A 20,943-nucleotide genomic window follows, 5' to 3' on the forward strand; every position below is an offset into this window, starting at 1 on the left:
TCGGTATCGTTTTATTTTTGTATTTCATTTCAAATGGGTCAATCTACTATTCCTATCGTTCAGTTTTCGGGAAAATGGATCACTTTCCCGGGATTCAGCAGGTTCTTTTCGTCAAAGATTTTTTTCACGCCCTGAAACAATTTATAGAGGGAACGACCTACGAAATCTTCGAGGTAGTCTATTCTTCCGATTCCTATTCCATGCTCTCCGGATAATTGCCCGCCCAATTCCTTGGACTTGGCGTAAAGTTCTTTGAGGCAGTTTTTCGTATTGTAATGCCATTCCTCATCCGTTTGGTTTTTCCGCAGCATTTCCGTATGGATATTGCCGTCTCCCGCGTGACCTACCGTAACAATGCGGATATTGTAGCGCCGCCCGATTTCCTTGGCCGCCCGGATATAGTTGGCAATTTCAGCCCGCGGCACGACCACGTCGCATTCTTCCTGGGAATCGCTTTCGGCTTTCAAGCCTTCCAGCACCGCCGCCCGTACGGACCAGACCGATTGAATCCGCTCCGGCGTATCGGCGATTTTCACATCCAGCGCGCCGTTTTGCAGGCAGGTATCCGCGCACTGGTTGCAGGCGTTTTCCAATTCTTCCCTGCTCGCCGCGTCATACATGAGAATGAGGTAAGCGTTTCCGCTGTTGTCGGGAAAGGGTTTGTTGAGGTGGGTCCCGATCATATCCAGCACTTCCTGCTCAATGAATTCCACGGCCGTCGGCATGAAATTCAGCTGCAAGATCTTCGGTACGGACTCGATACAGGTAATCAAGTCCGCGTAAGGAACCACGAGGGTTCGTGTGAAGGCGGGCAAGGGCAGCAGGCGCAACGTGACTTTCGTACAGATGCACAACGTTCCTTCGGAGCCGATGATCAGATCTTTCAGATCATATCCCGTCGTATTTTTTACGACATTGGAAGAAAACTGGACGATTTCGCCGTCAGGCAACACGCCTTCAATGCTTCGTACATAATCCCGGGTAACGCCGTAACGCACGGCGCGCATTCCGCCTGCGTTGGTAATCACCGTACCGCCGATGGAGGCTGTCCGCTCCCCGGGATCGGGCGGATAAAACAATCCGACTGCCGAGGCTTCCTTGGAAATGTCGCAGAGCAGCGCCCCCGCTTCGGCTGAGATCGTCATATTGGCCCGGTCAACCGGATCAATCCGGTTCATCCGGAGCATGGAAATCATGATGCCGCCGCTGCTGCAGATGGCCCCGCCGGCGAGACCGGTGCCGCCGCCTCTCACCACGACCGGGATGTTTTCTTTCCAGGCGTATTTCATGATGGCGGATACTTCTTCTTTGGTCAGAACTTCCACGAGGGCTTCCGGCTGAAAACTGCCGTATTCCGGCATTTCATCATGCCAGTAATCCTTCTTTATGGTCTCTCCGACGTAAACCCGTCCGGGATCCGTGATTTTTCTGAGATGCTCGACTCCCGCGGGCGTCAACTTTTTATACCGGTTTTCCATCAGATGACCGCCTCCTGTTTTTCTTCCATGATCTGCAGCATTGCGGGAATTACTTTATACAAATCGTCGACGATATAATAATGGGCGATATTGAAGATCAGCGCGTCGGGATCGGAATTGATGGCGACGATGCACTCGGCGTCCCGCATGCAGGATGTGAACTGGATGGCGCCCGAGACGCCGCAGGTAATGATCAAGCGCGGTTTCACCGTTCTCCCCGACAGACCGATCTGGCAGTCGGCGGAGCCTATGCCCTCTTCGACCATGGGGCGCGTATAGGCAATCCTTCCGCCCAATTTTTCCGCCAATTCCCGGACCAGGCGCAAACCTTTCTCATCTTTTACTCCCCGTCCCGCAACCACAAGAATTTCCTCTTCCTCGATGGATTTGGCGGGCGGGATCGGCGCCGTATGGAGGATTTCTATCCGGGACCGAAGCGCTTCCGCGGGAAGCTCACAGCGGATGAGGCGCCCACGGACGGAGCCTTCCATTTTCGCGCGATCCATCACCTTGTACCGGATCGTCGCAAACTGGGGACGACATTGGGAAATCAGGATTTTTGCCATGATGTTTCCCCCAAACGCCGGGCGGATCTGGACAAGTTCTCCGTTTTCCTTGATATCCAGCGCCGTACAATCGGCGGTTAATCCGGTACGGAATCTCGTGGCCAGACGCGGCGCCAGCGAACGTCCCAGGGAGGTCGCTCCGATCAAAACGACAGAGGGTCTCGTTTTCGCGATGCAATCGCAGATCGCGTTGGCATAGATATCCGCGCGAAAATCCCCGAGGGCTTCCTCTTCGTAGATATAGACGTTCTTTACGCCGTAAGCGAGTAGTTTTTCCGCCTTTCTCGCGGTCCCGGGTCCTCCCGCCGCCACGACGTGCACCCGGTAGGAGGCTTTGGCGCCCAGCTTTTTCGCTTCGCCGATGAGTTCCAGCGTGACCGGGTGAAGGCACTCTTTTCCACATTGGGCAACGATCAGAATATCCTGCCATCCGGTCGTTTTTTTAATTTCCATTTTTTTCTCCCCCTTCTCTGATATACTTTTCCTGCGTGAGTATCTGTAACAACGTCGCGGCTTTTTCCTCGGCGCTTGCCCCTCCAATGCGGATTTTTGTCGCCCGGCCCGTCGGCGGAAACATCTTGATCACTTTTGTTGGCGATCCTTTGGCGCCGTAATGGCTAGGGTCCTTGTCGGGCAGTTCTTTGCAGGAAATCTTCCGGACATTCTTTTCCCCGGCTTCTTTCACTTTTTTATAGGAAGGCAGACGGGGGACGTTGATATCCTTCTCTACGGTAATGAGGCAGGGATATTCCATCCTGGCGATCTGGGAGACTCCGCCGACGTCCTGCCGCGTCTCGATGCCCTTTTCATCGACTTTTTGGATTTCTTTGATCCAAGCCACATGGGGCAAACCCATTTGCTCGGCTATGGCCGGTCCGATTTGAGCCGTGTCCCCGTCTGTGGTTTGTTTGCCGCAAATGATAAGCGAGACGTCGCCCAAAAGGGTGATGCCTTGAGCCAGAGTATGGCTTGTGGCAAGTACGTCAGAACCTGAGAATTTGGGATCCGTCATGATGACGGCCTCGTCCGCCCCCATCAGGAAAGCGTCCCGCATGGCTTCTTCCGCCTGAGGCGGTCCCATGGTCAATACGGTGACGGTCGCCCCCAGCGTTTCCTTTATTTTCAAAGCGGCTTCCAGAGCGAACAAATCATAGGGGTTCGTCTTGTTATCCCCGCCGCCGCGGATCAGGGTCCCCTTCTTTTCGTCAATTTTGATCTGACTGCCGGCGGGCACCTGTTTGATACAAACTACGATTTTCATGCTTCCTCCCGTGTCTTTGTAAAATGTTGCGATTATCTTATCATGTTTCGAAAATTCTGGGAAGATAACAATTTTCTGCAGTCTTTGTTCCCTTTGGCGCTCTATGACCGACCGTTTGGCGGGAATCTCAACAGTTTTACGCGATAATTTTTGTTCGCACCCCGCTGAGGAATTCGTCTGGAGTTTTGTTAGAAAAGCCGTCAACTGCTTGCGTGCGCCAAGCAATAAGAACGGTTTTTTCAAATAAAAACCTCGTATCCCTTGGCGATGATGACATAACCAAAAGATACGAGGAAAATTATTCCAGCGATCCGGCAGGCTTTTTTCCCCCTTAAAACCGCTCGATATGCGTGATCCGGATATCGTCCAACTCGTTTTTGCGAGTGGCTTTGTCGTAGAAGAAAATCCCCAAAAACGAGGCGAGGAGAAACGCGAAGCTCACGGCGACGGATTTTCCCTCGGAATAGCCGAGGAGCTGGCTCCCCACATAATAGCCCAGAAAGAGGAACAGTACCGGCAGCGCGTAGAGGATCAAACTGGCCTTGATGACCCGCTCTCCGGAAATTTCCATGGTGATCGTATCCCCTACGGCCACGTCCTCGTCGGTAAAAAGCGTATATACCCGCGTGAATTTCCGTTCCGGCGAACAGGATTCGCAGTGGTCGCACGCGGTCTCCTTGTAGAGTTTGATTTTGACTTTTCTGCCGTCATGTTCGGTGACGACGCCCTTGCTTTCCATAGTCTCACTCCTCCCGCCTTTGGGGCGGTATTTTTTATTATATCCAAGCATATTTTACCACGGAACTCAGAAAAAAGAAAACCCTTTTGCGTGAAATTCAAAAAAACTTTAAATTTCCCTTTTAAAAGGTACGCGACCTATGGTATAATTTGAAAAACCGGCGCGGTTGAACGAGCGGAGACCCGATGAATAAACTCATGGCGTTTTTCAAGTCCAGATACCTGTACATCACCCTTTTTTTCGGGATTCTGATTGACGTCGGCCTGCAGGGGCCGCTGGAGAAAAAGGGCTTTTTTCTGGTTTTGTACCAATACCTCGGGCAGTTCGTCTATGTGATCGCCTTTTTGCTGTTTATCCATATCCTGCTGAGTTTTTTGCGCCGGAAGACGGAGAAGCCCCTTTTCCCCCTGAGCATCGAATTTACCGTAATCGGGCTGCTGTGCTGCTACTACCTCTATGGTATGTTGCGCCTGCGGATCCCCTTTGAGGCCGCCAGGGCCGACGAGACCCTGCTCAGGGACGCCATGGACTTCGTGCTCTTCCGGAATCAGGGGAATCTCGTCCTCAAAGATATGGGCCTCATTCCGGCTTATCTCTTTTATCTGCTGCTGTCGAAGCTGAATTTCCTCGTGATCTACGGAGGGCTTCTGGGCCTGGCGCTGCTCTCCTGGACCGTCGTGCTCTTCTGGCCCATCGGCAGAGAAATTTTGGGGATTTACCGCGATTACGTCGAAAAAGAGGCTCTGGAAGCGAAAAAAAGAGCCTTGCTGCGGGAACAGATCGAACGGGAGCGGGCCAAAGAGGCCAAGCGCCTCAAGGAACTCCGGGAAATCAAAGGACTCAGCGAGCATATCCGGATAAAAGCGCCGGCGCCGGATAAACCGGCTTCCGAAAATGAAAAAATTCCGCCGCCGAAAAAAACGGCGGTCAGACCGTCTAATCCTTTGGGGAACCTTGAGGGGCTCTCCGATCCCTTTACGCTTTTCGCGGGGGAAAAACCGAAGAAAAAGAGGAAAAAATGATTTTGGCTTCAAAATCGCCCAGAAGAAAGGAAATTCTCGAGCGTCTGGGCTTTCATCTGAGGATCATTGTCCCCGAAACCGAAGAAAACAGCGAAAGGAGCGATATCTCCGGCGCCATCCTCGATATCGCGGCGCAAAAGACGCTGACGGCGGCGAAAATTCACCGGGACAGCTATGTGGTGGGGGCCGATACCGTCGTGATCCTGGACGGCGAAGTCATCGGAAAACCCCGCGACGCAAAAGACGCCGCCAGGACGCTGGCGAAGCTTTCGGGACGTGAGCACAAGGTCTTGACGGGCTTTTCGTTCCGGCACTGGGAGAAAAACCTCCATATCAGCGATTTCGCGGTCACAAGCGTTCGCTTCCGGGAACTGGGCAAAGCCCTGATCCGCTGGTATGTGGAAAGCGGGGAACCGCTGGATAAAGCCGGATCCTACGGGATCCAGGGCAGAGGAGCGGTCCTCGTGGAGGAAATCCGCGGCGACTACCTCAACGTGGTGGGCTTCCCGCTGGCGCTCTTTGCGCAAAGACTGGCCGAAGCGGGGATCACGCCTGATCAATATCCGCTTTTGTAGCGGAATATGCCGGAAAAATGACATTTGACGATACTGTTTCCATAAGACGCGCAAGTCGATTGGGACATCAAACTTATAGAGGTGAAGAATGAAAAAATTTGTCGGGAGACTGTTCGGGGTATTGTCCGAAGATATGGGGATTGATCTGGGAACCTCGAATACGCTGATTTGCGTAAAAAACAAAGGGATCATCCTGACGGAGCCCTCGGTCGTGACCATCAATTCCAAGACAAAAGATATTGTGGAGATCGGGGAAAAGGCCAAGCAGCAGATGGGTCGGCTCCCGATCGGTTTTGAGACGAAAAAGCCCCTGCAAAACGGGGTGATTTCCGAATATGAGATCACGGAAAAGATGCTGAGGCTCTTTTTGAAGCGCGTAAAACGGGGCAGTTTTTCAAGCCCCCGGATTGTCCTCTGCGTGCCCGCGGGCGTGACCCCCGTGGAAAAAAGGGCCGTGACCGAAGTCGCCATTGAGGCCGGGGCCCGGGAGGCCTACCTCGTCGAGGAGCCCATGGCGGCGGGGATCGGCATCGGTCTTGACATCTTTGAACCCGAGGGGCATATGATCGTCGACATCGGCGGCGGGACCGCTGAGATCGCGGTGCTGGCTCTCGGCGGCATCGTGGAAAAATCCTCTTTCCGGGTGGCCGGCGACAAATTTGACGCGGCCATTGTCGATTATATCCGCTCCAAGGACAATCTCCTGATCGGGATCAAGAGCGCCGAAGAGATCAAAAAGCAGATCGGCGCGGTCGTCGAGCAGGACGAGAAGGACGACGTCTATGTGGAAATCAGCGGAAAGAATATTATGACAGGCCTTCCGAAAAATATCCCGGTCTATTCCTCCGAGATCGTCGAGGCCCTCGGCGAAATCGTCCAGCAGATCGTCGAGGAGATCAAGGTCATTCTCGAACGCACGCCCCCGGAACTGGCATCGGACATCAAGAAAAAGGGCATTTACGTTACCGGCGGCGGGGCGCTCCTGAAGGGCATCGACAAAAAGATCTCCGACAGCCTTGAAATCAAAGTCACGATCCCCGATGACCCCCTGGACGCCGTGATCAACGGGATCCACACGATACTCAAAGATTTCGGCAAATACAAGCGCGTGCTGGTTTCTCCGGAAACCGATTATTGAGGAAATCACAAAATAGATAAAAAAGGTGAACGATATGGACGATCTCAAAAACAAAATCGAGGCTATCCTGCTCTTGGGCGGCGATGAAATCCGGATCAGCGATCTCGCCAAATACTTCGCCCTGACGGAAAAAGAAGTTACGGACCTCCTGCGGGACTTGAAATTCGAGCGCAGGCACACGGGAATATCACTTGAAATCGCCGGTGACAACGTGTATCTGACGACAAACCCCGTCTACGGCGAGGACGTCACGAAATTCTTCGAGCGCGAATATGTGCCCCGGCGGCTTTCGGCGGCGGCCTTGGAGACCCTTTCGATCATCGCTTACAAGCAGCCGATCACCAAGGGCGAAATTTCCGATATCCGGCGCGGCATGGGCGTCGACGGCGTCATGTACAGCTTACTGGAAAAGGGCTTCGTTCGGATCTGCGGACGGAAAAACGCTCCCGGCCGACCCAACCTCTATGAGATCACCGACAAATTCCTGGGCTATATCGGCGTCGGGGCCGTGGCGGAATTGCCGAACTATGAAGAAGTCAAGAACGGCACCTACAGCATAGCCGATCTTTCGAAATTTATGCGGGAAAATCCGCCCGCGGCGGAAAGCGCCCCCACGGGAGATACCGACGGGCAGGCGGGGTTCCCTGCCGGCATGGACGAATCGGAGGAAAATATCCCCGAAGAAATCGAAGAAGAAAGTGTAGAGTAAAATGGGGGAGAAGACAAGGCTCAACAAATACCTGGCGGCCCTCGGGATCGCTTCCCGGCGGGAGATCGACCGGCTCGCGGAAGCGGGCGGAATTACCGTAAACGGCCTCAAAGCTACGCCCGGGATCCTTGTGGGGAGCGACGACGCGATTCTTGTAAAGGACGTCGCCGTGGACCACGGACCCCACCGGAAAGTCTACTATATGTTGAACAAACCGCCCTTTGTGATCTCCAGCGCGGCGGACCTGCGGGGACGAACCATCGTCACGGATCTCGCGCCCAAGGAAGAGCGGATCTTCCCGGTGGGGCGGCTCGACTACGAGACGACAGGCTTGCTGCTTTTGACCAATGACGGCGCCCTCTCCCAGAAACTGCTGCACCCGAAAAACGAAATTTACAAGGAATATATCGCCCGTATTCCCGGTCGCCTGACCCGGGACGATATTTTTTTATTAGAGCAGGGAATGGTTTTGGATGACGGCATGACGCTACCCGCGAGGGTGCGGGTTCTCTTGGAGGACGAAGGGACGAGCCTTGTGTCGGTATCGATCCGGGAAGGCCGGAAACGGCAGGTGCGGCGAATGTTCCGGCAGCTGAAAAAACCGCTCATGTCTCTCAAACGGGAACGGATCGGCGAGCTTTCGCTGGGGGATTTGCCCGAAGGCGCTTGCCGGCCGTTGACTCAGGAGGAAGTTAACTATCTGTATTCTCTATAAATGACAGAAAAGGGGGAATTATGGCTTTAACGAAAGAGGAAGTGTTGAAGGTGGCCAAACTGGCCAGACTGACATTTCCGGAGGAGCGAATCGAGAAATTCCGGGAGGAACTGAACGGCATCCTCGATTATATTGACATGCTGAATGAAGTGGATACCGAGGGGGTCGAAGCCCTCGTCAACGTCAGCGACGAAGTCAACAACCTGCGTGAGGATGAGGTCCGGCCGTCGGTATCGGCGGCGGAGGCGTTGATGAACGCGCCCGTATCGGCCGAGGGGACCGTGGTCGTCCCCAAGGTGGTGGGCGAATGAGCGGCCAATGGTACACGCTGACGGCCCGGGAACTGGCCGCCAAAATCAAAAACAAAGAACTTTCGGCCCTTGAGATCGCGGAAAAAACCCTTGCGCGGATCGAGGCCGTCGACGGAAAAGTGGACGCCTTCGTGTCCCTCAGGCGGGAAAAGGCCCTGAAGGAAGCGGCCGCCGTCGATGAAAAAATCGCCAAAGGCGAGAAAACAGGCGTATTGGCCGGAGTACCCGTGGCGGTCAAGGATCTTCTCGTCAGCGAAGGGGATCTGACGACGGGCTGTTCCCGAATCCTCGAAGGCTACCGGGGCATTTACGACTGCACGGCCGTACAAAAACTCAAAGCGGCGGACGCCGTCATCGTCGGAAAGACAAACGCCGACGAATTTGCCATGGGCAGCACGACCATGACGTCCTGCTACAAAATGACAAAAAACCCCTGGGATCTCGAAAGGGTGCCTGGCGGAAGCTCAGGCGGATCGGCCGCCGCCGTGGCCGCCCGGGAAGTTCCGCTGACGCTGGGAACCGATACGGGCGGCAGTATCCGGCAACCCGCGTCGTTTTGCGGCGTAACGGGCTTGAAGCCCACCTACGGCAGAGTATCCCGCTACGGGGTCATGGCCTACGGCTCGTCTCTGGACCAGATCGGCCCCTTCGGGAAGACCGTGGAGGATGTGGCTCTGACGCTTTCGGTTATCGCCGGCCCCGACGGCTACGACGCCACGGCGGCCAACCGGCCCGTCCCCGACTATACGGCCATGCTGGGCCAATCGATCAAAGGGCTCAAAATTGGCGTACCCAAAGAATATTTTGTGGAGGGGATCAAGGAGAACGTCGAGACCGTGATCCGGGCCGCCATCGAGACCTTCCGGGCTCTTGGGGCCGAGATCGTCGACATCAGTCTCCCCCATACAAAATACGCCATACCGGCCTATTACGTGATCGCCCCGGCCGAGGCCAGCGCCAATCTTGCCCGCTATGACGGGATCCGCTACGGGCACAAGAGCAAAAACGCCGAAAACATCCTCGACCTCTATGTGAATTCGCGTTCCGAAGGCTTCGGCGACGAAGTCAAGCGCCGGATCATGATCGGAACCTATGTGTTGAGCGCGGGATTTTACGACGCTTACTTCAAAAAAGCGCAAAAAGTCAGACGCCTGATCAAACAGGACTATGACAGGGCCTTTGAGGCGGTGGACGTGATCTTGACGCCTACGGCCCCCAGCGTGGCCTTCAAGCTGACGGACGAAAAGACGCCGATTGAAATGTATCTTGAGGATATTTTCACGATTTCCTGCAACCTTGCGGGCATCCCCGGACTCGTGGTTCCCGCGGGCATTACGGGCGGGCTCCCGGTGGGCGTACAGCTCTTTGCCCGGGCTTTTGCGGAAGAGACGCTGATCCGGGCCGGTTCGGCTTTTGAACAGGCCAGAGGCCCCTGGTCGCTGCCGGAACTTTGAGGCCGCGTTTTCCCCGAAAAAGAAAGCAAAATCAGGGAAAATCAAAAGAAGAAGAGGAACAGAGGAGGTTACGATGCAAAAACAATGGGAATCGGTCATCGGTCTCGAGGTCCATTTGCAACTGAAGACCAAAACCAAGGTCTGGTGCGGATGCAGCGCGGACTATGACAAGGATCCGCCCAATACCCATACCTGCCCTATTTGCCTGGGGCATCCGGGGGCGCTGCCGCGGCTCAACAAAAAAGTCGTGGAGTACGCCCTCAAGGGGGCGCTTGCCCTAAATTGCCGCATAAACCGCGAAAGCGGCTTCGACCGGAAGAATTATTTTTATCCCGATATGCCGAAAAATTATCAAATTACACAATTTGACAGAGCTTACGCCGAAAAGGGGCGTCTCGAAGTTCGGCTCAAAAACGGCCGGGAAATTTCCGTCGGCATCACCAAGGTCCAGATCGAAGAGGATACGGGAAAATCCATCCACGTGGCCCACGAATCCCTGATGAATTACAACCGCTCGGGGATCCCCCTGATCGAGATCATCTCGGACCCCGACATGCGCTCGTCGGAAGAGGCCTACGAATACCTCAATACGCTCAAATCCGTGATCAAATACACGGGGATCAGCGACGTGTCCATGGAACTGGGATCGCTGCGCTGCGACGCCAACGTGTCGGTCATGGAAAAGGGCAGTCCAGTCTTCGGGACCCGGGTCGAAATCAAGAACATGAATTCCTTCAAGGCCGTAGCCCGGGCCATCGACTACGAGATCGGCCGGCAGATCACGACGCTGGAGGAAGGCGGCGAAATCTACCAGGAAACGCGGCTCTGGGACGAGGACCAGCAGATCACCTCCGTCATGCGGAGTAAGGAAGAAGCCATGGATTACCGGTATTTTCCGGAACCGGATCTCCTGAAGCTTGTCATCAGCGACGAAGAGATCGAGGCCATCCGCAAGACCCTTCCTGAGACCAAGGCTCACAAGACGGAACGCTTCCTCTCGGACTACGGCATTTCCTCCTACGACGCGAATCTGATCAGCGCCGATATCGAACTTTCGGACTATTACGAGGCCGTCGTCAAAGCCTCGGGCAATCCAAAGGCGGCCGCCAACTGGATTCTGGGCGACGTGTTCCGGGTCATGAAGGAAAGAGAAATCGGGATCGAAGCCTTCCCCATGCTCCCCGCGGATCTCGGGGCCATTATCCGGCTTATTGACGGCGGGACCATTTCCGGAAAATTGGGCAAGGAACTCTTTGAGAAAAAACTCTTTGACCCGCGCTCGCCGGAGACCATCGTCCGGGAGGACGGCATGTCGCAAGTCTCCGACAAATCGGCCATCGAGGCCCTCGTGAACGAAGTCCTCGGACGTTCGGGGAAAATGATCGACGACTACCACGCCGCCGACGAAGGCCGCAAGCCCCGGGTGCTGAAAGGACTCGTGGGTCAGGTCATGAAGGCCTCCCAGGGGAAGGCGAACCCCGCTCTGGTGACGGCCCTGATTGAGGAGCGTTTGCGCGGAAACGAATAAAACTTGCCCGGACATCTTGTATTTTTCCATGGACAAACGGGAAAAAAAACGCTATAATATAAGATATTTTTCTGCATGAAAAATAGTTATCACGCTTAAGAGGGTCATATTTTGATTAACATGAGGAGGTTATCGTTTTATGAGTGAAGCTGCTGTAAAAAAGAGTTTTACGGATCGCTTTCTGGACGTCGTGGAGGGGATTTGCAGCAAATTGCCGCCTCCGGCCATCTTGTTCTGCTGGCTGTTCCTGATCACGGCCATCCTGGGCGCGGTCTTTACGGCCACAGGGGTCAAGATGTTGAATCCGGCCACGGGCAAGGACGTCGTATCCCAGAATGTCTTTACCGCCGCCGGCGTAAAGTGGTTCCTGGAGAACATGGTCAAGAATTTTACGGGATTCGCGCCTCTGGGACTCGTGCTGACCATGACGCTGGCCATCGGTTTCTGTGAAGAATCGGGCATGCTGGTGGCTATGCTGCGCGGGATCCTGAAGAACGTCCCCCCGGCCATCGTGCCCTATGTGATCGCCTTTTTGGGCACCATGGGCAATCTGGCCTCCGATACGGCCATGGTTGTTATTCCGCCATTGGCGGCCGTCGTCTATATCGGGGTCAAGAAAAATCCAATCGCGGGCATGCTTGTGGGCTACGCGGGCGCCCAGGCGGGATTTTCGGCCAACCTGATGATCGCCGGAACGGACTCGCTGCTGCAGGGCCTTTCCAATAAAGCCATCGAGGCCTTTTTGGGGAACAACAATTTTACGATTGAGATCACCTGCAACTGGTACTTCATGATGGCGTCGACCTTCCTTTGCGCCTTCGTGATCGGCCTTGTGTCCATCGTGGTCATCGAACCGAGACTGGGGGTCTACACGCCGCCGGCCGATGTGGAGCCCGTCAAATTTGACGAGCTTATGCCCATCGAACGCAAGGGCCTGCGGATTTCCGGGATTACCGTAGCGATCTATATCGCGATTGTGGTCATCGGATATTTCGGCGGTCTCTTATCGAACAAAGGAAAACTGGTGGGTTCGCTGCTCCTGAGCGGTCTGATCCCGATTCTCTTTATTTTCTTCAGTTCGGCCGGTATCTCCTACGGAATCGCCACGAAGAAATTCAAAAACACCATTGACGTCAACAAAGCCATGGTAAAACAAATGAGCGGTATGGGCGCCTATGTGATCTTCTGCTTCTTCTGCGGCCAGTTCCAGTCGCTGTTCAACTGGACCCAACTGGGGACCATGCTCGCCATCAAGGGAGCGGACTTTTTGAAGAGCATCAAGTTTACGGGACGGCCCATGTGGGTGGCGTTTATCATCATCTGCGCCCTCGTCAACATCATCGTATCCTCGGGTTCGGCCAAATGGGCGATTTTGGCGCCGGTATTCGTCCCCATGTTCATGCTTCTGGGCTATCACCCCGGCTTTACCCAGCTGCTCTACAGATTGGGCGATTCCCCGGGCAACTGCTTTACGCCCATGTCGCCTTACATCTGGATGATTCTCTCGGTGGCCCAGCAAAAGTACAACAAGGACGTCAACATCGGGACGCTGATCTCCAACATGATCCCGGTGGCCATTGTGCTCCAGATCGCGTGGATCCTCTTCCTGCTCCTGTGGTCCATCGGCTACAGCCTGCCCATCGGACCCGGTGTCGGATATTTTATGCCCGCCGGAATCCTTTAATTCGCCCGAAAAACAATCTAAATGAGCGGAAAGGAAACAAAAAAAACGAAAATTTTTATAAAATTTTCAAAAAAACTATTGACTTTATAACACTTATGGGGTAAAATGCTATTGAGACTAAAAGTAATATAGATTTCTGTAACCCCCAGAATCTATGTAAGTCTTCGTTTTTTAACACTCCCCCGTGTTATAAAAAGTTGATCTAGGATTAGATCATAAAAGAGGATGCGCAAGCGTCCTCTTTTCTTTGGGAAATTTTCCCAAAAACCCCTTTTTATTGCCGGAAAAATGTGCTATAATGAATCAGTAAAAGATATTTGACGGAGGACTTTGAGGAAAGTGAAACGGACGGACTACATCAAATGGGACGAATATTTTATGGGCGTCGCCATCCTTTCAGGGAAACGGAGCAAGGACCCCAACACCCAGGTCGGGGCCTGTATCGTGTCGCCGGACAACAAAATCATCGGCGTCGGCTATAACGGTCTGCCGCTGGGCTGCAGCGACGACGACTTCCCCTGGGAGCGGGACGGGGATTTTCTCGAGACAAAATATCCCTTTGTGGTCCACGCGGAATTGAACGCGATCTTGAACAGCACCCGGGAACTTGCGGGCTGCCGGATTTACGTGGGGCTTTTCCCCTGCCACGAATGCTCCAAGGCCATTATCCAGAGCGGGATCCGTGAGATCATTTACCTTTCGGATAAGTACGCGGGTTCGGAATCGGACATCGCTTCCCGGAAAATGCTCGATATCGCCGGCGTCACCTACCGTCGCCTCGAAACCGGGCTTTCAAAACTGGAGCTTTCCTATGGCCGGGACTGAGAAAAAAGCCGTTTTTCTAGACCGCGACGGGACCGTCAACATCGAAAAGGCCTATTTATACAAGGCGGAGGATTTTGTTTTCGAAAGAGGCGCGATTGACGGTCTGCGGCGAATCAAGGCCCTCGGGTATCTCCTGATCGTCGTGACGAACCAGTCCGGCATCGCCCGGGGTTTTTACACGGAAGAGGACCTGGCCTTGCTTAACGCCTGGCTTATGGCAGAAACGAAGGCACTCGGCTGTGGGTTGGACGCGCTTTACTACTGCCCCCATCATCCGGACGAAGGAATCCCCCCCTACAGGAGGGAATGTGACTGCCGGAAGCCCAAAACGGGCATGATCGACCGGGCCGTAGCGGCCTTCGGCATAGACCGCGCCGCCTCTTACCTTGTCGGAGACAAGCGCTCTGATCTCCAAACGGCGCTTAACGCGGACCTGGCGCCTATTCTCGTGAGGACGGGCTACGGGCGGGAGACCGAAGCGGGGCTCGCGATTGCGGGCGACGCGCCGCGGGAGGTATCCGTATTCGATACGCTGCGGGATTTCGCGGACTGGCTCGAAAAGCGGCGGGCGTCGGCTCCGGCGGAGATTTTTCCGGAAAAAGCGAAAAAGGGTTGAGAATCTTTTCAAATCATGCTAAAATAGTTTATCTGCCCGAAGGATGTTAAAGATCATGAAATTATTGGAAGAACTCCTGAAAAATATGCGGATCGGCGTTCCCTCCGCCCTGCGCGTCGCCAAAGTCGTGATGGACAGCAGGAAAATCGAACAGGACGCGTTGTTTCTGGCGATCAACAACGGCAATAACTATGTGAAGGAAGCCCTGCAAAAAGGCGCTTCTCTTGTTGTGTGCGACAGAAATCAGGGTTTCACGGACCCGAGGGTTTACGAGTGCCCCGACACCGTGGCCTTTATGCAGGAACTGGCCCGGGAATACCGGAAGGCCATCGGCCTCAACGTCGTCGCCATTACCGGAAGCAACGGCAAAACGACGACCAAGGACATCCTGTACGGGATCCTCTCGACAAAATACAAAGTCAAAAAAACCGAGGGCAACCACAACAACGCCATCGGTCTCCCCTATACGCTGTTGCAGCTGGCCGAAGACGATGAAATCGTCGTCCTCGAAATGGGCATGAGCGCCCCGGGCGAGATTGACGCCCTTTGCGGCGTGGCCCTCCCCGACTGCGGCATCATCACCAATATCGGCGACTCCCATTTGGAGTTTTTGAAGACGCGGGAGAATGTTTTCCGGGCGAAAAAAGAAATGACAAACTATGTAGGACCCGGGGACCTCTATATCTGCGGCGACGACATGTTTCTCGCGACGCTGGACGGCATAAAGACCGGATTTTCAGAGACAAACGACGTTGTCATCAAGGAATACGCCGAAGGGGACGAGGGCGTCGAATTCAGCTTGAGTCAAAAAGGCCGGGAGACGAAGTACCGGCTGCCGCTGAACGGCAGACACAACGCCCTCAACGCGGCCCTTGCCGTAACGGTCGCCAAACGCTTCAAAATCACCCGGAAGCAGATCGAAAAGGCCCTGAAGGAGCTTTCGATCACGCCCATGCGCTTTGAGAAAATCGAAATCGACGGCGTCCGCTACATCAACGACGCCTATAACGCCAGCCCCGTATCCATGCGCTGCGCCCTCGAGACCTTCCGGGGAATTTACGCGGACTGTCATAAAATAGCGGTTTTGGGCGATATGCTGGAGCTCGGCCCCAACGAGGTCAATTTTCACAAGGATCTCCTGCGCGAAGGCGTCGGGCAGGGCATAGACGAGTTTTTCCTCTTCGGGCCCCGGATGCGCAAGGCCCTCGATCTTTTGGAGGAAAGCGACCGGGAGGGAATCCGCTATTTTTCCTCCAAGGACGACATCCGCAAAGCCATCGCGAAAAAGAAGGCGGCGACGCCGCGATTGGCGGTCCTTGTCAAGGGATCCCGGGGCATGGCCATGGAGGAAATCCTCGATCGCTGAATTTTTGGGGAGTGTGATTCCCGCAACAATGAAAACGAAAAAGAAAAGCTATAGAAGGAGAACGCATGTTATATCTCTTGGGCATCATTTCTGAGAAACTGAGCTTTTTAAAATCCATTTACCTCAGGAGCTTCATTTGCTTTACGCTGGCTTTTACGCTGGTCGTGGTCCTCGGCGGGCCCTTCATCGAGTTTTTGCACAGGCGCAAATTTGACGAAAAGATCCGCGACGACGGTCCCAGCGTGCACCAGAACAAAAAAGGGACGCCCACCATGGGCGGCGTGCTCATTATCGCCGTGCTCTTTTTCTCAAACTTCATTTCGGCCAATCTGATCAATCCGCAAATCCTGTTGCTGTTCCTCGTCACCGTCGCTTTCGCGGTCATCGGCTTCATCGACGACTACAAAAAATTCACCGAGAGCAAAAAAGGCCTCTCCGGCAGGAAAAAGCTGCTGGGGCAGGGTATTATCGCCATTATTGTGTGGCTTTACGTGACGCAACACGGGATCACCGGAGACGGGGCGCTGGATCTCACGCTGATCTGCCCGATTAACGTCCGCTGGTCCATTTATATCGGCGGTCTCGGAATGTTGATATTTATTATAGTTATTCTCATGGGCTCCTCCAACGCCGTCAACATCACCGACGGCCTCGATGGGCTGGCCATTATGCCCATGATCATCTGCTGCGCCATGCTGGCTACCATCGCCTATTTTTCGAGCCATATGGAGCTGACTCAGCATCTGAAGCTCTATTATATCAACGGCGCGGGGGAGATCACGGTCTATCTCGCGGGAGTCTGCGGCGCGGGTCTGGGCTTTCTCTGGTACAATTTTTATCCGGCCCAGGTCTTTATGGGCGATACGGGTTCCCTGACCCTCGGGGGGATTTTGGGAGTCGTCGCGATATTGTTGAAACAGGAACTGATTCTGCCTGTCGTCGGCGGAATCTATGTATTGGAGGCGCTTTCCGTGATCCTTCAGGTGGCCTCCTTCAAGCTCAGGGGCGTCAGGATCTTTAAAATGGCGCCGTTGCATCATCATTTTGAACTGATGGGTCTCGCGGAGACCAAGGTCACCATGCGCTTCTGGATTGCCTCCTTCATGTTCGGCATCCTGGCGCTGGGCGTGATCCGTCTGCGCGGGCTTTTTTAAGGAGAAAAACATCCTATGGCGGCACAATCGGTGATGGTCTTCGGGGCCGGCGTCAGCGGCAGGGGGGCGGCCGGGCTTTTGGCAAACGAAGGGAAAAAGATTGTCCTTGTGGACGACAAGGTTCCGGGCTGTGTGTCTTCGGCCGAGGCCGAAGGCTATCTGGACGATACGGCGCTTTTCGTGAAAAGCCCCGGAATCCCCTATACACCCCTCGTTCGGCGCGCCATGGCAAAAAATATAAAAATAGTAAACGATATCGAGATCGCCTACCGCTACCTCAAGGAAAAAGGCTACGGGGGCAAGCTGATCGCGGTTACGGGGACAAACGGCAAGACGACCGTAACGACAAAAATTACGGAACTTTTGCGCTCTGCGGGGAGAAAAGCCGCCAGCTCGGGGAATATCGGCGCGTCCTTTGCCGAACTGGCCGCGGAGGAGAACGGGCTTTCCGAAATCGTTCTCGAGATGAGCTCCTTTCAACTGGAAAACATCGATACGTTCCGGGCGGACATCGCCATGATCATCAACCTGACGCCCGACCATCTGGAACGCTACCGGGATTTGGACGACTATTACGAAACCAAATTCCGGATCGCCGATACCCAAGGTCCCGAAGGCATGTTTCTCCTGAATTTGGACAGCCCGGAAATCATGGCCCGCTATGCGCGGAAAAAACCGCTTCGGGCCCGGGTCGCAACACTTTCCCGCAGCGATCCCGGCGCCGATTATACGGCCATAAACGGGGTTCTCAGAGCCCGAGGGCGGGATATCCTCGACTGCGACAAACTCTCCCTCAAAGGGGAGCACAACCTTGAAAACACGCTTTTTATCGTGGCGACGGCGGATATCCTCGGCCTTCCCGGCGAGCGGATACGGGAATTCCTCTACCATACGGAGACCGTGGAGCACCGGATGGAGCGCTTTCACAGCTGGAATCAACTGACGTTTGTCAACGACTCCAAGGGGACGAATATCGAATCGACCCGTTACGCGCTGAGCGCCTGTCCGGGTTGCGTCCTGATTTTGGGGGGGCACGACAAAAAATTTGACTGGACGCCGCTGGCGGGTCTCGTGAAAACCTACGCGTCCCGGGTCTATCTGATCGGAGAGACGACGCCTGTGTTGGAATCGGTCCTCCGGGAGGCGGGCTGCGATCCGGCGGTCTTATTTCCCTCGGGAACGCTGGAAAAGGCCCTGCGGCATATGCGGGAAACCCTCGATCCCGGGACCCCGCGAACGATTCTGCTGTCTCCGGCGACATCGAGCTATGATCAATTCAAGAATTTTGAGGAACGGGGCAGGATATTCAAGGCCTTGACGCGGAAAATCTTCTGAAGGGAAAGGGAAACTCATGGAAAAGAAAGTCATCATCACCACAGGTGGCACGGGCGGGCATATTTACCCGGCGTTGGCGGTCGCCCGGGAATTGAGAAAAAAAGGGGCTTCGATCGTTTTCGTGGGCAGTTCCTTCCGGATGGAAAAAGAGCTCGTGCCCGAAAACGGCTTTCGCTTTGTGGGCCTCGACATCAAGCCGCCGAGGACCGTCAAAAATATTCTGAGATTCTGCTGGGGCCTGATCCGGGGCATTTTCCTCGTGCTCAAGGAAAAGCCCGCCGCCGTCATCGGCTTCGGCAACTATATTTCGGTTCCCGCCGTCCTCGGAGGACTCCTCACCGGAAAAAAAGTCTATCTGCAGGAGCAGAACGCCAGCATCGGCGGCGCCAACAAGTTTTTCTATCGCTTTTGCGCGAAGACCTTTCTCGCCTTTGACAAGACCTATGACGCGATACCCTACAAGTACCAGAAGAAGATGATGATCACGGGAAATCCCCTCAGGGAGGAGATTTACGAGATCCGGAGCGACGAGGAAAAGGATAAGCTCAAAATCGAAACCGACGAAAAAGTCCTTGTGGTCACCGGCGGCTCCCTCGGGGCTCAGGCCATCAACAACGGCGTATTAGACAACTGGGACAGCATTGTGGAAAATAAAAAGCTCCGGCTCTACTGGGCCACGGGCGAGGACAACTACGAAGAAATCAGCAACAAACTGACGAAAGTCAAGATCAGCGATACGGTAAAGCCTTATTTCAACAACCTGATTCACATCATGTCGGCGGCGGATCTCGTGGTGTGCCGGGCGGGGGCATTGACGATCTCCGAGATCATCGAGCTCGAAAAACCCGCGATCATTATCCCCTACAGCTCCAAAAAAGTCGGTCAGGCCAATAATGCCGAAATCCTTCAAGAAAAGGGCGCGGGCGTCGTCTTCAACAATTTCGAGACCGACAAGGCCATCGAATTCGCGCTGGAGCTGATCCAGGACAGGGAGCGGCTCATTTCCATGCGCGCGCGGATCAAGGACCTCAAAGGGGACAATGCCGCCCGCAAAATCGCTGAAAATATAGACATTTGGAGGAAGGGATGAAGAAAATTTATTTCATCGGCATAAACGGCATCGGGATGAGCGGTCTCGCCAAGATCATGAAGACGAAGCGCTACAGCGTCAAGGGCTCAGACCTCACCCGCAGCTACGTGACCGATGAGATGGAGTCTATGGGAATACGGATCTACGGCGCCCATGTGGGGAGCCAGGTCAAAGGATCCGATATGGTCATCGCCTCCAGCGCCATCAAATATGACAATCCGGAGTACGCCTACGCCCGGGAACAGGGGATCCGCATTATGAAGCGGGGCGAGCTCCTGGCCATGCTGCTCAATGATGAGACCGGCGTCGCCATCGCGGGCACCCACGGCAAGACCACGACGACGTCCATGATGTCCTCGGTTATGCTGAATCTGGATCCCACGATCGTCGTGGGCGGCATCCTGCCCGAGATCGGCAGCAACGCCAAGACCGGCGCTTCCGAGTATTTCGTGGCCGAAGCCGACGAGAGCGACAACTCCTTTTTATACATGTATCCGAAATATTCCGTGATCACGAACATCGAAGAAGACCACATGGAAAACCACGGGAGTTTAAGCAACATCATCAAGTCCTTTTCGGTCTTTCTGGACCAGACGAAGATCGAGGCCGTCGTCTGCGCCGACAATCCCAACGTCAGGGAAATCGTCGCCATGAAAAAGCGGATCAGTCAGCGTTCGCCCGTCCTCGTCACCTACGGGATCGGAGACCGGGATTACGATATCTTTGCCTCCGACATCCGCGTGGAGGGCCGCAGTACCACTTACGAAGTCTTCTTGCGCGGCGGGAGCCTCGGGCGCTTTGCCCTTTCCATACCGGGCGCGCACAATGTGTCAAATTCGCTCCCCGTGATCTATCTTGCGGGGAAATTCGGCGTTCCTATGGAGGAGATCCGGGAAAAATTGCGGGCCTTCAAGGGCTCCCGGCGGCGTTATGATGTGGTCTATGAAAATGAAAACAGCGGGATACGGATTATCGACGATTACGCCCATCACCCGACGGAAATCCGGGCGACGCTGGACGGCGCGAGATCCGTTGAAAAGGGCGATATTACAGTGATTTTCCAGCCTCACCGCTACAGTCGGGTCAAGTTTTTGCTGCGTCAGTTCAAGGATGTCTTCGACAAGGCCGGCGAAGTGATCCTGCTTCCGATCTACAGCGCCGGCGAGCGGGATGAATTCGGCGTGACGCTGGAGGACCTCCGGGACGCCATCGGGCATCCCAATGTCCGGATAGAAAAAGACAGCGCCCGGATCAAGGACATGATCCTCAATTCCGGCGGAAAACGCGTCTGGCTTTTTATGGGCGCCGGCGATATTTCCAAGATCGCCCGGGACGCCGGCGACGCGCTTCGGGCGCGGGAAGGCGGGGTTTGATACG

The 20,943-nt window shown here is 54.6% G+C and carries 19 protein-coding genes and 1 pseudogene; 16 read left to right on the forward strand and 4 right to left on the reverse strand.

Features of this window, described 5'->3' with window-relative positions; translation table 11 throughout:
- Positions 1-59: 59 nt before the first annotated feature.
- The 4 genes from LBQ97_09500 to LBQ97_09515 form a co-directional block, all read right to left on the reverse strand.
- Positions 60-1,478 (reverse strand): FAD-binding oxidoreductase, encoded by a 1,419-nt coding sequence (locus LBQ97_09500; GenBank protein MDR1832940.1) that lies wholly within the window; start codon positions 1,476-1,478, stop codon positions 60-62.
- Positions 1,478-2,497 (reverse strand): electron transfer flavoprotein subunit alpha/FixB family protein, encoded by a 1,020-nt coding sequence (locus tag LBQ97_09505; protein MDR1832941.1) that lies wholly within the window; start codon positions 2,495-2,497, stop codon positions 1,478-1,480. The genes LBQ97_09500 and LBQ97_09505 overlap by 1 nt, the downstream gene beginning before the upstream one ends.
- Positions 2,487-3,305 carry an electron transfer flavoprotein subunit beta/FixA family protein gene (locus LBQ97_09510; GenBank protein ID MDR1832942.1) on the reverse strand — a complete coding sequence of 273 codons (819 nt, stop codon included), beginning with the start codon at positions 3,303-3,305 and terminating at the stop codon, positions 2,487-2,489. Before LBQ97_09510 ends, LBQ97_09505 begins: the two co-directional genes overlap by 11 nt.
- A gap of 331 nt (positions 3,306-3,636) precedes the next feature.
- The gene (locus tag LBQ97_09515; GenBank protein MDR1832943.1) at positions 3,637-4,044 is read right to left on the reverse strand and encodes a SoxR reducing system RseC family protein; all 408 of its coding nucleotides are present in this window, start codon (positions 4,042-4,044) and stop codon (positions 3,637-3,639) included.
- Between the two features lie 185 nt (positions 4,045-4,229).
- Here LBQ97_09515 and LBQ97_09520 point away from each other — a divergent pair, with 185 nt between their 5' ends.
- The 16 genes and pseudogenes from LBQ97_09520 to murC all read left to right on the forward strand — a co-directional run bounded on the left by LBQ97_09520 (position 4,230) and on the right by murC (position 20,939).
- Positions 4,230-5,066 carry a hypothetical protein gene (locus LBQ97_09520; GenBank protein MDR1832944.1) on the forward strand — a complete coding sequence of 279 codons (837 nt, stop codon included), beginning with the start codon at positions 4,230-4,232 and terminating at the stop codon, positions 5,064-5,066.
- On the forward strand, positions 5,063-5,641 hold the full coding sequence (locus tag LBQ97_09525; GenBank protein MDR1832945.1) for a Maf family protein: 579 nt from the start codon (positions 5,063-5,065) through the stop codon (positions 5,639-5,641). The genes LBQ97_09520 and LBQ97_09525 overlap by 4 nt, the downstream gene beginning before the upstream one ends.
- 88 nt (positions 5,642-5,729) lie before the next feature.
- Positions 5,730-6,779, forward strand: a complete 1,050-nt coding sequence (locus LBQ97_09530) for a rod shape-determining protein (protein ID MDR1832946.1) — start codon at positions 5,730-5,732, stop codon at positions 6,777-6,779.
- Positions 6,780-6,813: 34 nt separating this feature from the next.
- Positions 6,814-7,320 (forward strand): annotated as a pseudogene (scpB, locus tag LBQ97_09535) (SMC-Scp complex subunit ScpB).
- A 169-nt stretch (positions 7,321-7,489) separates the two neighbouring features.
- Positions 7,490-8,203, forward strand: coding sequence for an rRNA pseudouridine synthase (locus tag LBQ97_09540; protein MDR1832947.1), 714 nt, complete (start codon positions 7,490-7,492; stop codon positions 8,201-8,203).
- 20 nt (positions 8,204-8,223) lie between these two features.
- The gene (gatC, locus tag LBQ97_09545; protein ID MDR1832948.1) at positions 8,224-8,514 is read left to right on the forward strand and encodes an Asp-tRNA(Asn)/Glu-tRNA(Gln) amidotransferase subunit GatC; all 291 of its coding nucleotides are present in this window, start codon (positions 8,224-8,226) and stop codon (positions 8,512-8,514) included.
- Positions 8,511-9,968: an Asp-tRNA(Asn)/Glu-tRNA(Gln) amidotransferase subunit GatA gene (gene gatA, locus LBQ97_09550; protein ID MDR1832949.1), complete on the forward strand. Its 1,458-nt coding sequence runs from the start codon at positions 8,511-8,513 to the stop codon at positions 9,966-9,968. The genes gatC and gatA overlap by 4 nt, the downstream gene beginning before the upstream one ends.
- Positions 9,969-10,041: 73 nt before the next feature.
- Positions 10,042-11,496: an Asp-tRNA(Asn)/Glu-tRNA(Gln) amidotransferase subunit GatB gene (gatB, locus tag LBQ97_09555; protein ID MDR1832950.1), complete on the forward strand. Its 1,455-nt coding sequence runs from the start codon at positions 10,042-10,044 to the stop codon at positions 11,494-11,496.
- A gap of 139 nt (positions 11,497-11,635) precedes the next feature.
- A complete protein-coding gene (locus LBQ97_09560; protein MDR1832951.1) occupies positions 11,636-13,180 on the forward strand; it encodes an AbgT family transporter in 1,545 nt (514 codons plus the stop codon).
- A gap of 339 nt (positions 13,181-13,519) precedes the next feature.
- A complete protein-coding gene (locus tag LBQ97_09565) occupies positions 13,520-14,005 on the forward strand; it encodes a dCMP deaminase family protein (protein MDR1832952.1) in 486 nt (161 codons plus the stop codon).
- Entirely contained in the window at positions 13,992-14,621 is a 630-nt protein-coding gene (gene gmhB / locus LBQ97_09570) for a D-glycero-beta-D-manno-heptose 1,7-bisphosphate 7-phosphatase (GenBank protein ID MDR1832953.1), read from the forward strand. The genes LBQ97_09565 and gmhB overlap by 14 nt, the downstream gene beginning before the upstream one ends.
- Before the next feature lie 55 nt (positions 14,622-14,676).
- Positions 14,677-15,987, forward strand: a complete 1,311-nt coding sequence (locus LBQ97_09575) for a UDP-N-acetylmuramoyl-tripeptide--D-alanyl-D-alanine ligase (GenBank protein ID MDR1832954.1) — start codon at positions 14,677-14,679, stop codon at positions 15,985-15,987.
- A 65-nt stretch (positions 15,988-16,052) separates the two neighbouring features.
- On the forward strand, positions 16,053-17,141 hold the full coding sequence (gene mraY, locus LBQ97_09580) for a phospho-N-acetylmuramoyl-pentapeptide-transferase (protein ID MDR1832955.1): 1,089 nt from the start codon (positions 16,053-16,055) through the stop codon (positions 17,139-17,141).
- A 15-nt stretch (positions 17,142-17,156) separates the two neighbouring features.
- Positions 17,157-18,476: a UDP-N-acetylmuramoyl-L-alanine--D-glutamate ligase gene (murD, locus tag LBQ97_09585; protein MDR1832956.1), complete on the forward strand. Its 1,320-nt coding sequence runs from the start codon at positions 17,157-17,159 to the stop codon at positions 18,474-18,476.
- Between the two features lie 16 nt (positions 18,477-18,492).
- A complete protein-coding gene (gene murG / locus LBQ97_09590; protein ID MDR1832957.1) occupies positions 18,493-19,566 on the forward strand; it encodes an undecaprenyldiphospho-muramoylpentapeptide beta-N-acetylglucosaminyltransferase in 1,074 nt (357 codons plus the stop codon).
- Positions 19,563-20,939: a UDP-N-acetylmuramate--L-alanine ligase gene (gene murC / locus LBQ97_09595; GenBank protein ID MDR1832958.1), complete on the forward strand. Its 1,377-nt coding sequence runs from the start codon at positions 19,563-19,565 to the stop codon at positions 20,937-20,939. The genes murG and murC overlap by 4 nt, the downstream gene beginning before the upstream one ends.
- Positions 20,940-20,943: the final 4 nt, after the last annotated feature.

This window comes from Fusobacteriaceae bacterium (assembly GCA_031272775.1).
Taxonomy (GTDB): Bacteria; Fusobacteriota; Fusobacteriia; order Fusobacteriales; family Fusobacteriaceae; genus JAISST01.

Bases quoted from the DNA above. Each gene is read 5' to 3' on its own strand.
- LBQ97_09500 (MDR1832940.1), bottom strand. From the start codon at position 1,478: ATGGAAAACCGGTATAAAAAGTTGACGCCCGCGGGAGTCGAGCATCTC.
- LBQ97_09505 (MDR1832941.1), bottom strand. From the start codon at position 2,497: ATGGAAATTAAAAAAACGACCGGATGGCAGGATATTCTGATCGTTGCC.
- LBQ97_09510 (MDR1832942.1), bottom strand. From the start codon at position 3,305: ATGAAAATCGTAGTTTGTATCAAACAGGTGCCCGCCGGCAGTCAGATC.
- LBQ97_09515 (MDR1832943.1), bottom strand. From the start codon at position 4,044: ATGGAAAGCAAGGGCGTCGTCACCGAACATGACGGCAGAAAAGTCAAA.
- LBQ97_09520 (MDR1832944.1), top strand. From the start codon at position 4,230: ATGAATAAACTCATGGCGTTTTTCAAGTCCAGATACCTGTACATCACC.
- LBQ97_09525 (MDR1832945.1), top strand. From the start codon at position 5,063: ATGATTTTGGCTTCAAAATCGCCCAGAAGAAAGGAAATTCTCGAGCGT.
- LBQ97_09530 (MDR1832946.1), top strand. From the start codon at position 5,730: ATGAAAAAATTTGTCGGGAGACTGTTCGGGGTATTGTCCGAAGATATG.
- LBQ97_09540 (MDR1832947.1), top strand. From the start codon at position 7,490: ATGGGGGAGAAGACAAGGCTCAACAAATACCTGGCGGCCCTCGGGATC.
- gatC (MDR1832948.1), top strand. From the start codon at position 8,224: ATGGCTTTAACGAAAGAGGAAGTGTTGAAGGTGGCCAAACTGGCCAGA.
- gatA (MDR1832949.1), top strand. From the start codon at position 8,511: ATGAGCGGCCAATGGTACACGCTGACGGCCCGGGAACTGGCCGCCAAA.
- gatB (MDR1832950.1), top strand. From the start codon at position 10,042: ATGCAAAAACAATGGGAATCGGTCATCGGTCTCGAGGTCCATTTGCAA.
- LBQ97_09560 (MDR1832951.1), top strand. From the start codon at position 11,636: ATGAGTGAAGCTGCTGTAAAAAAGAGTTTTACGGATCGCTTTCTGGAC.
- gmhB (MDR1832953.1), top strand. From the start codon at position 13,992: ATGGCCGGGACTGAGAAAAAAGCCGTTTTTCTAGACCGCGACGGGACC.
- LBQ97_09575 (MDR1832954.1), top strand. From the start codon at position 14,677: ATGAAATTATTGGAAGAACTCCTGAAAAATATGCGGATCGGCGTTCCC.
- mraY (MDR1832955.1), top strand. From the start codon at position 16,053: ATGTTATATCTCTTGGGCATCATTTCTGAGAAACTGAGCTTTTTAAAA.
- murD (MDR1832956.1), top strand. From the start codon at position 17,157: ATGGCGGCACAATCGGTGATGGTCTTCGGGGCCGGCGTCAGCGGCAGG.
- murG (MDR1832957.1), top strand. From the start codon at position 18,493: ATGGAAAAGAAAGTCATCATCACCACAGGTGGCACGGGCGGGCATATT.
- murC (MDR1832958.1), top strand. From the start codon at position 19,563: ATGAAGAAAATTTATTTCATCGGCATAAACGGCATCGGGATGAGCGGT.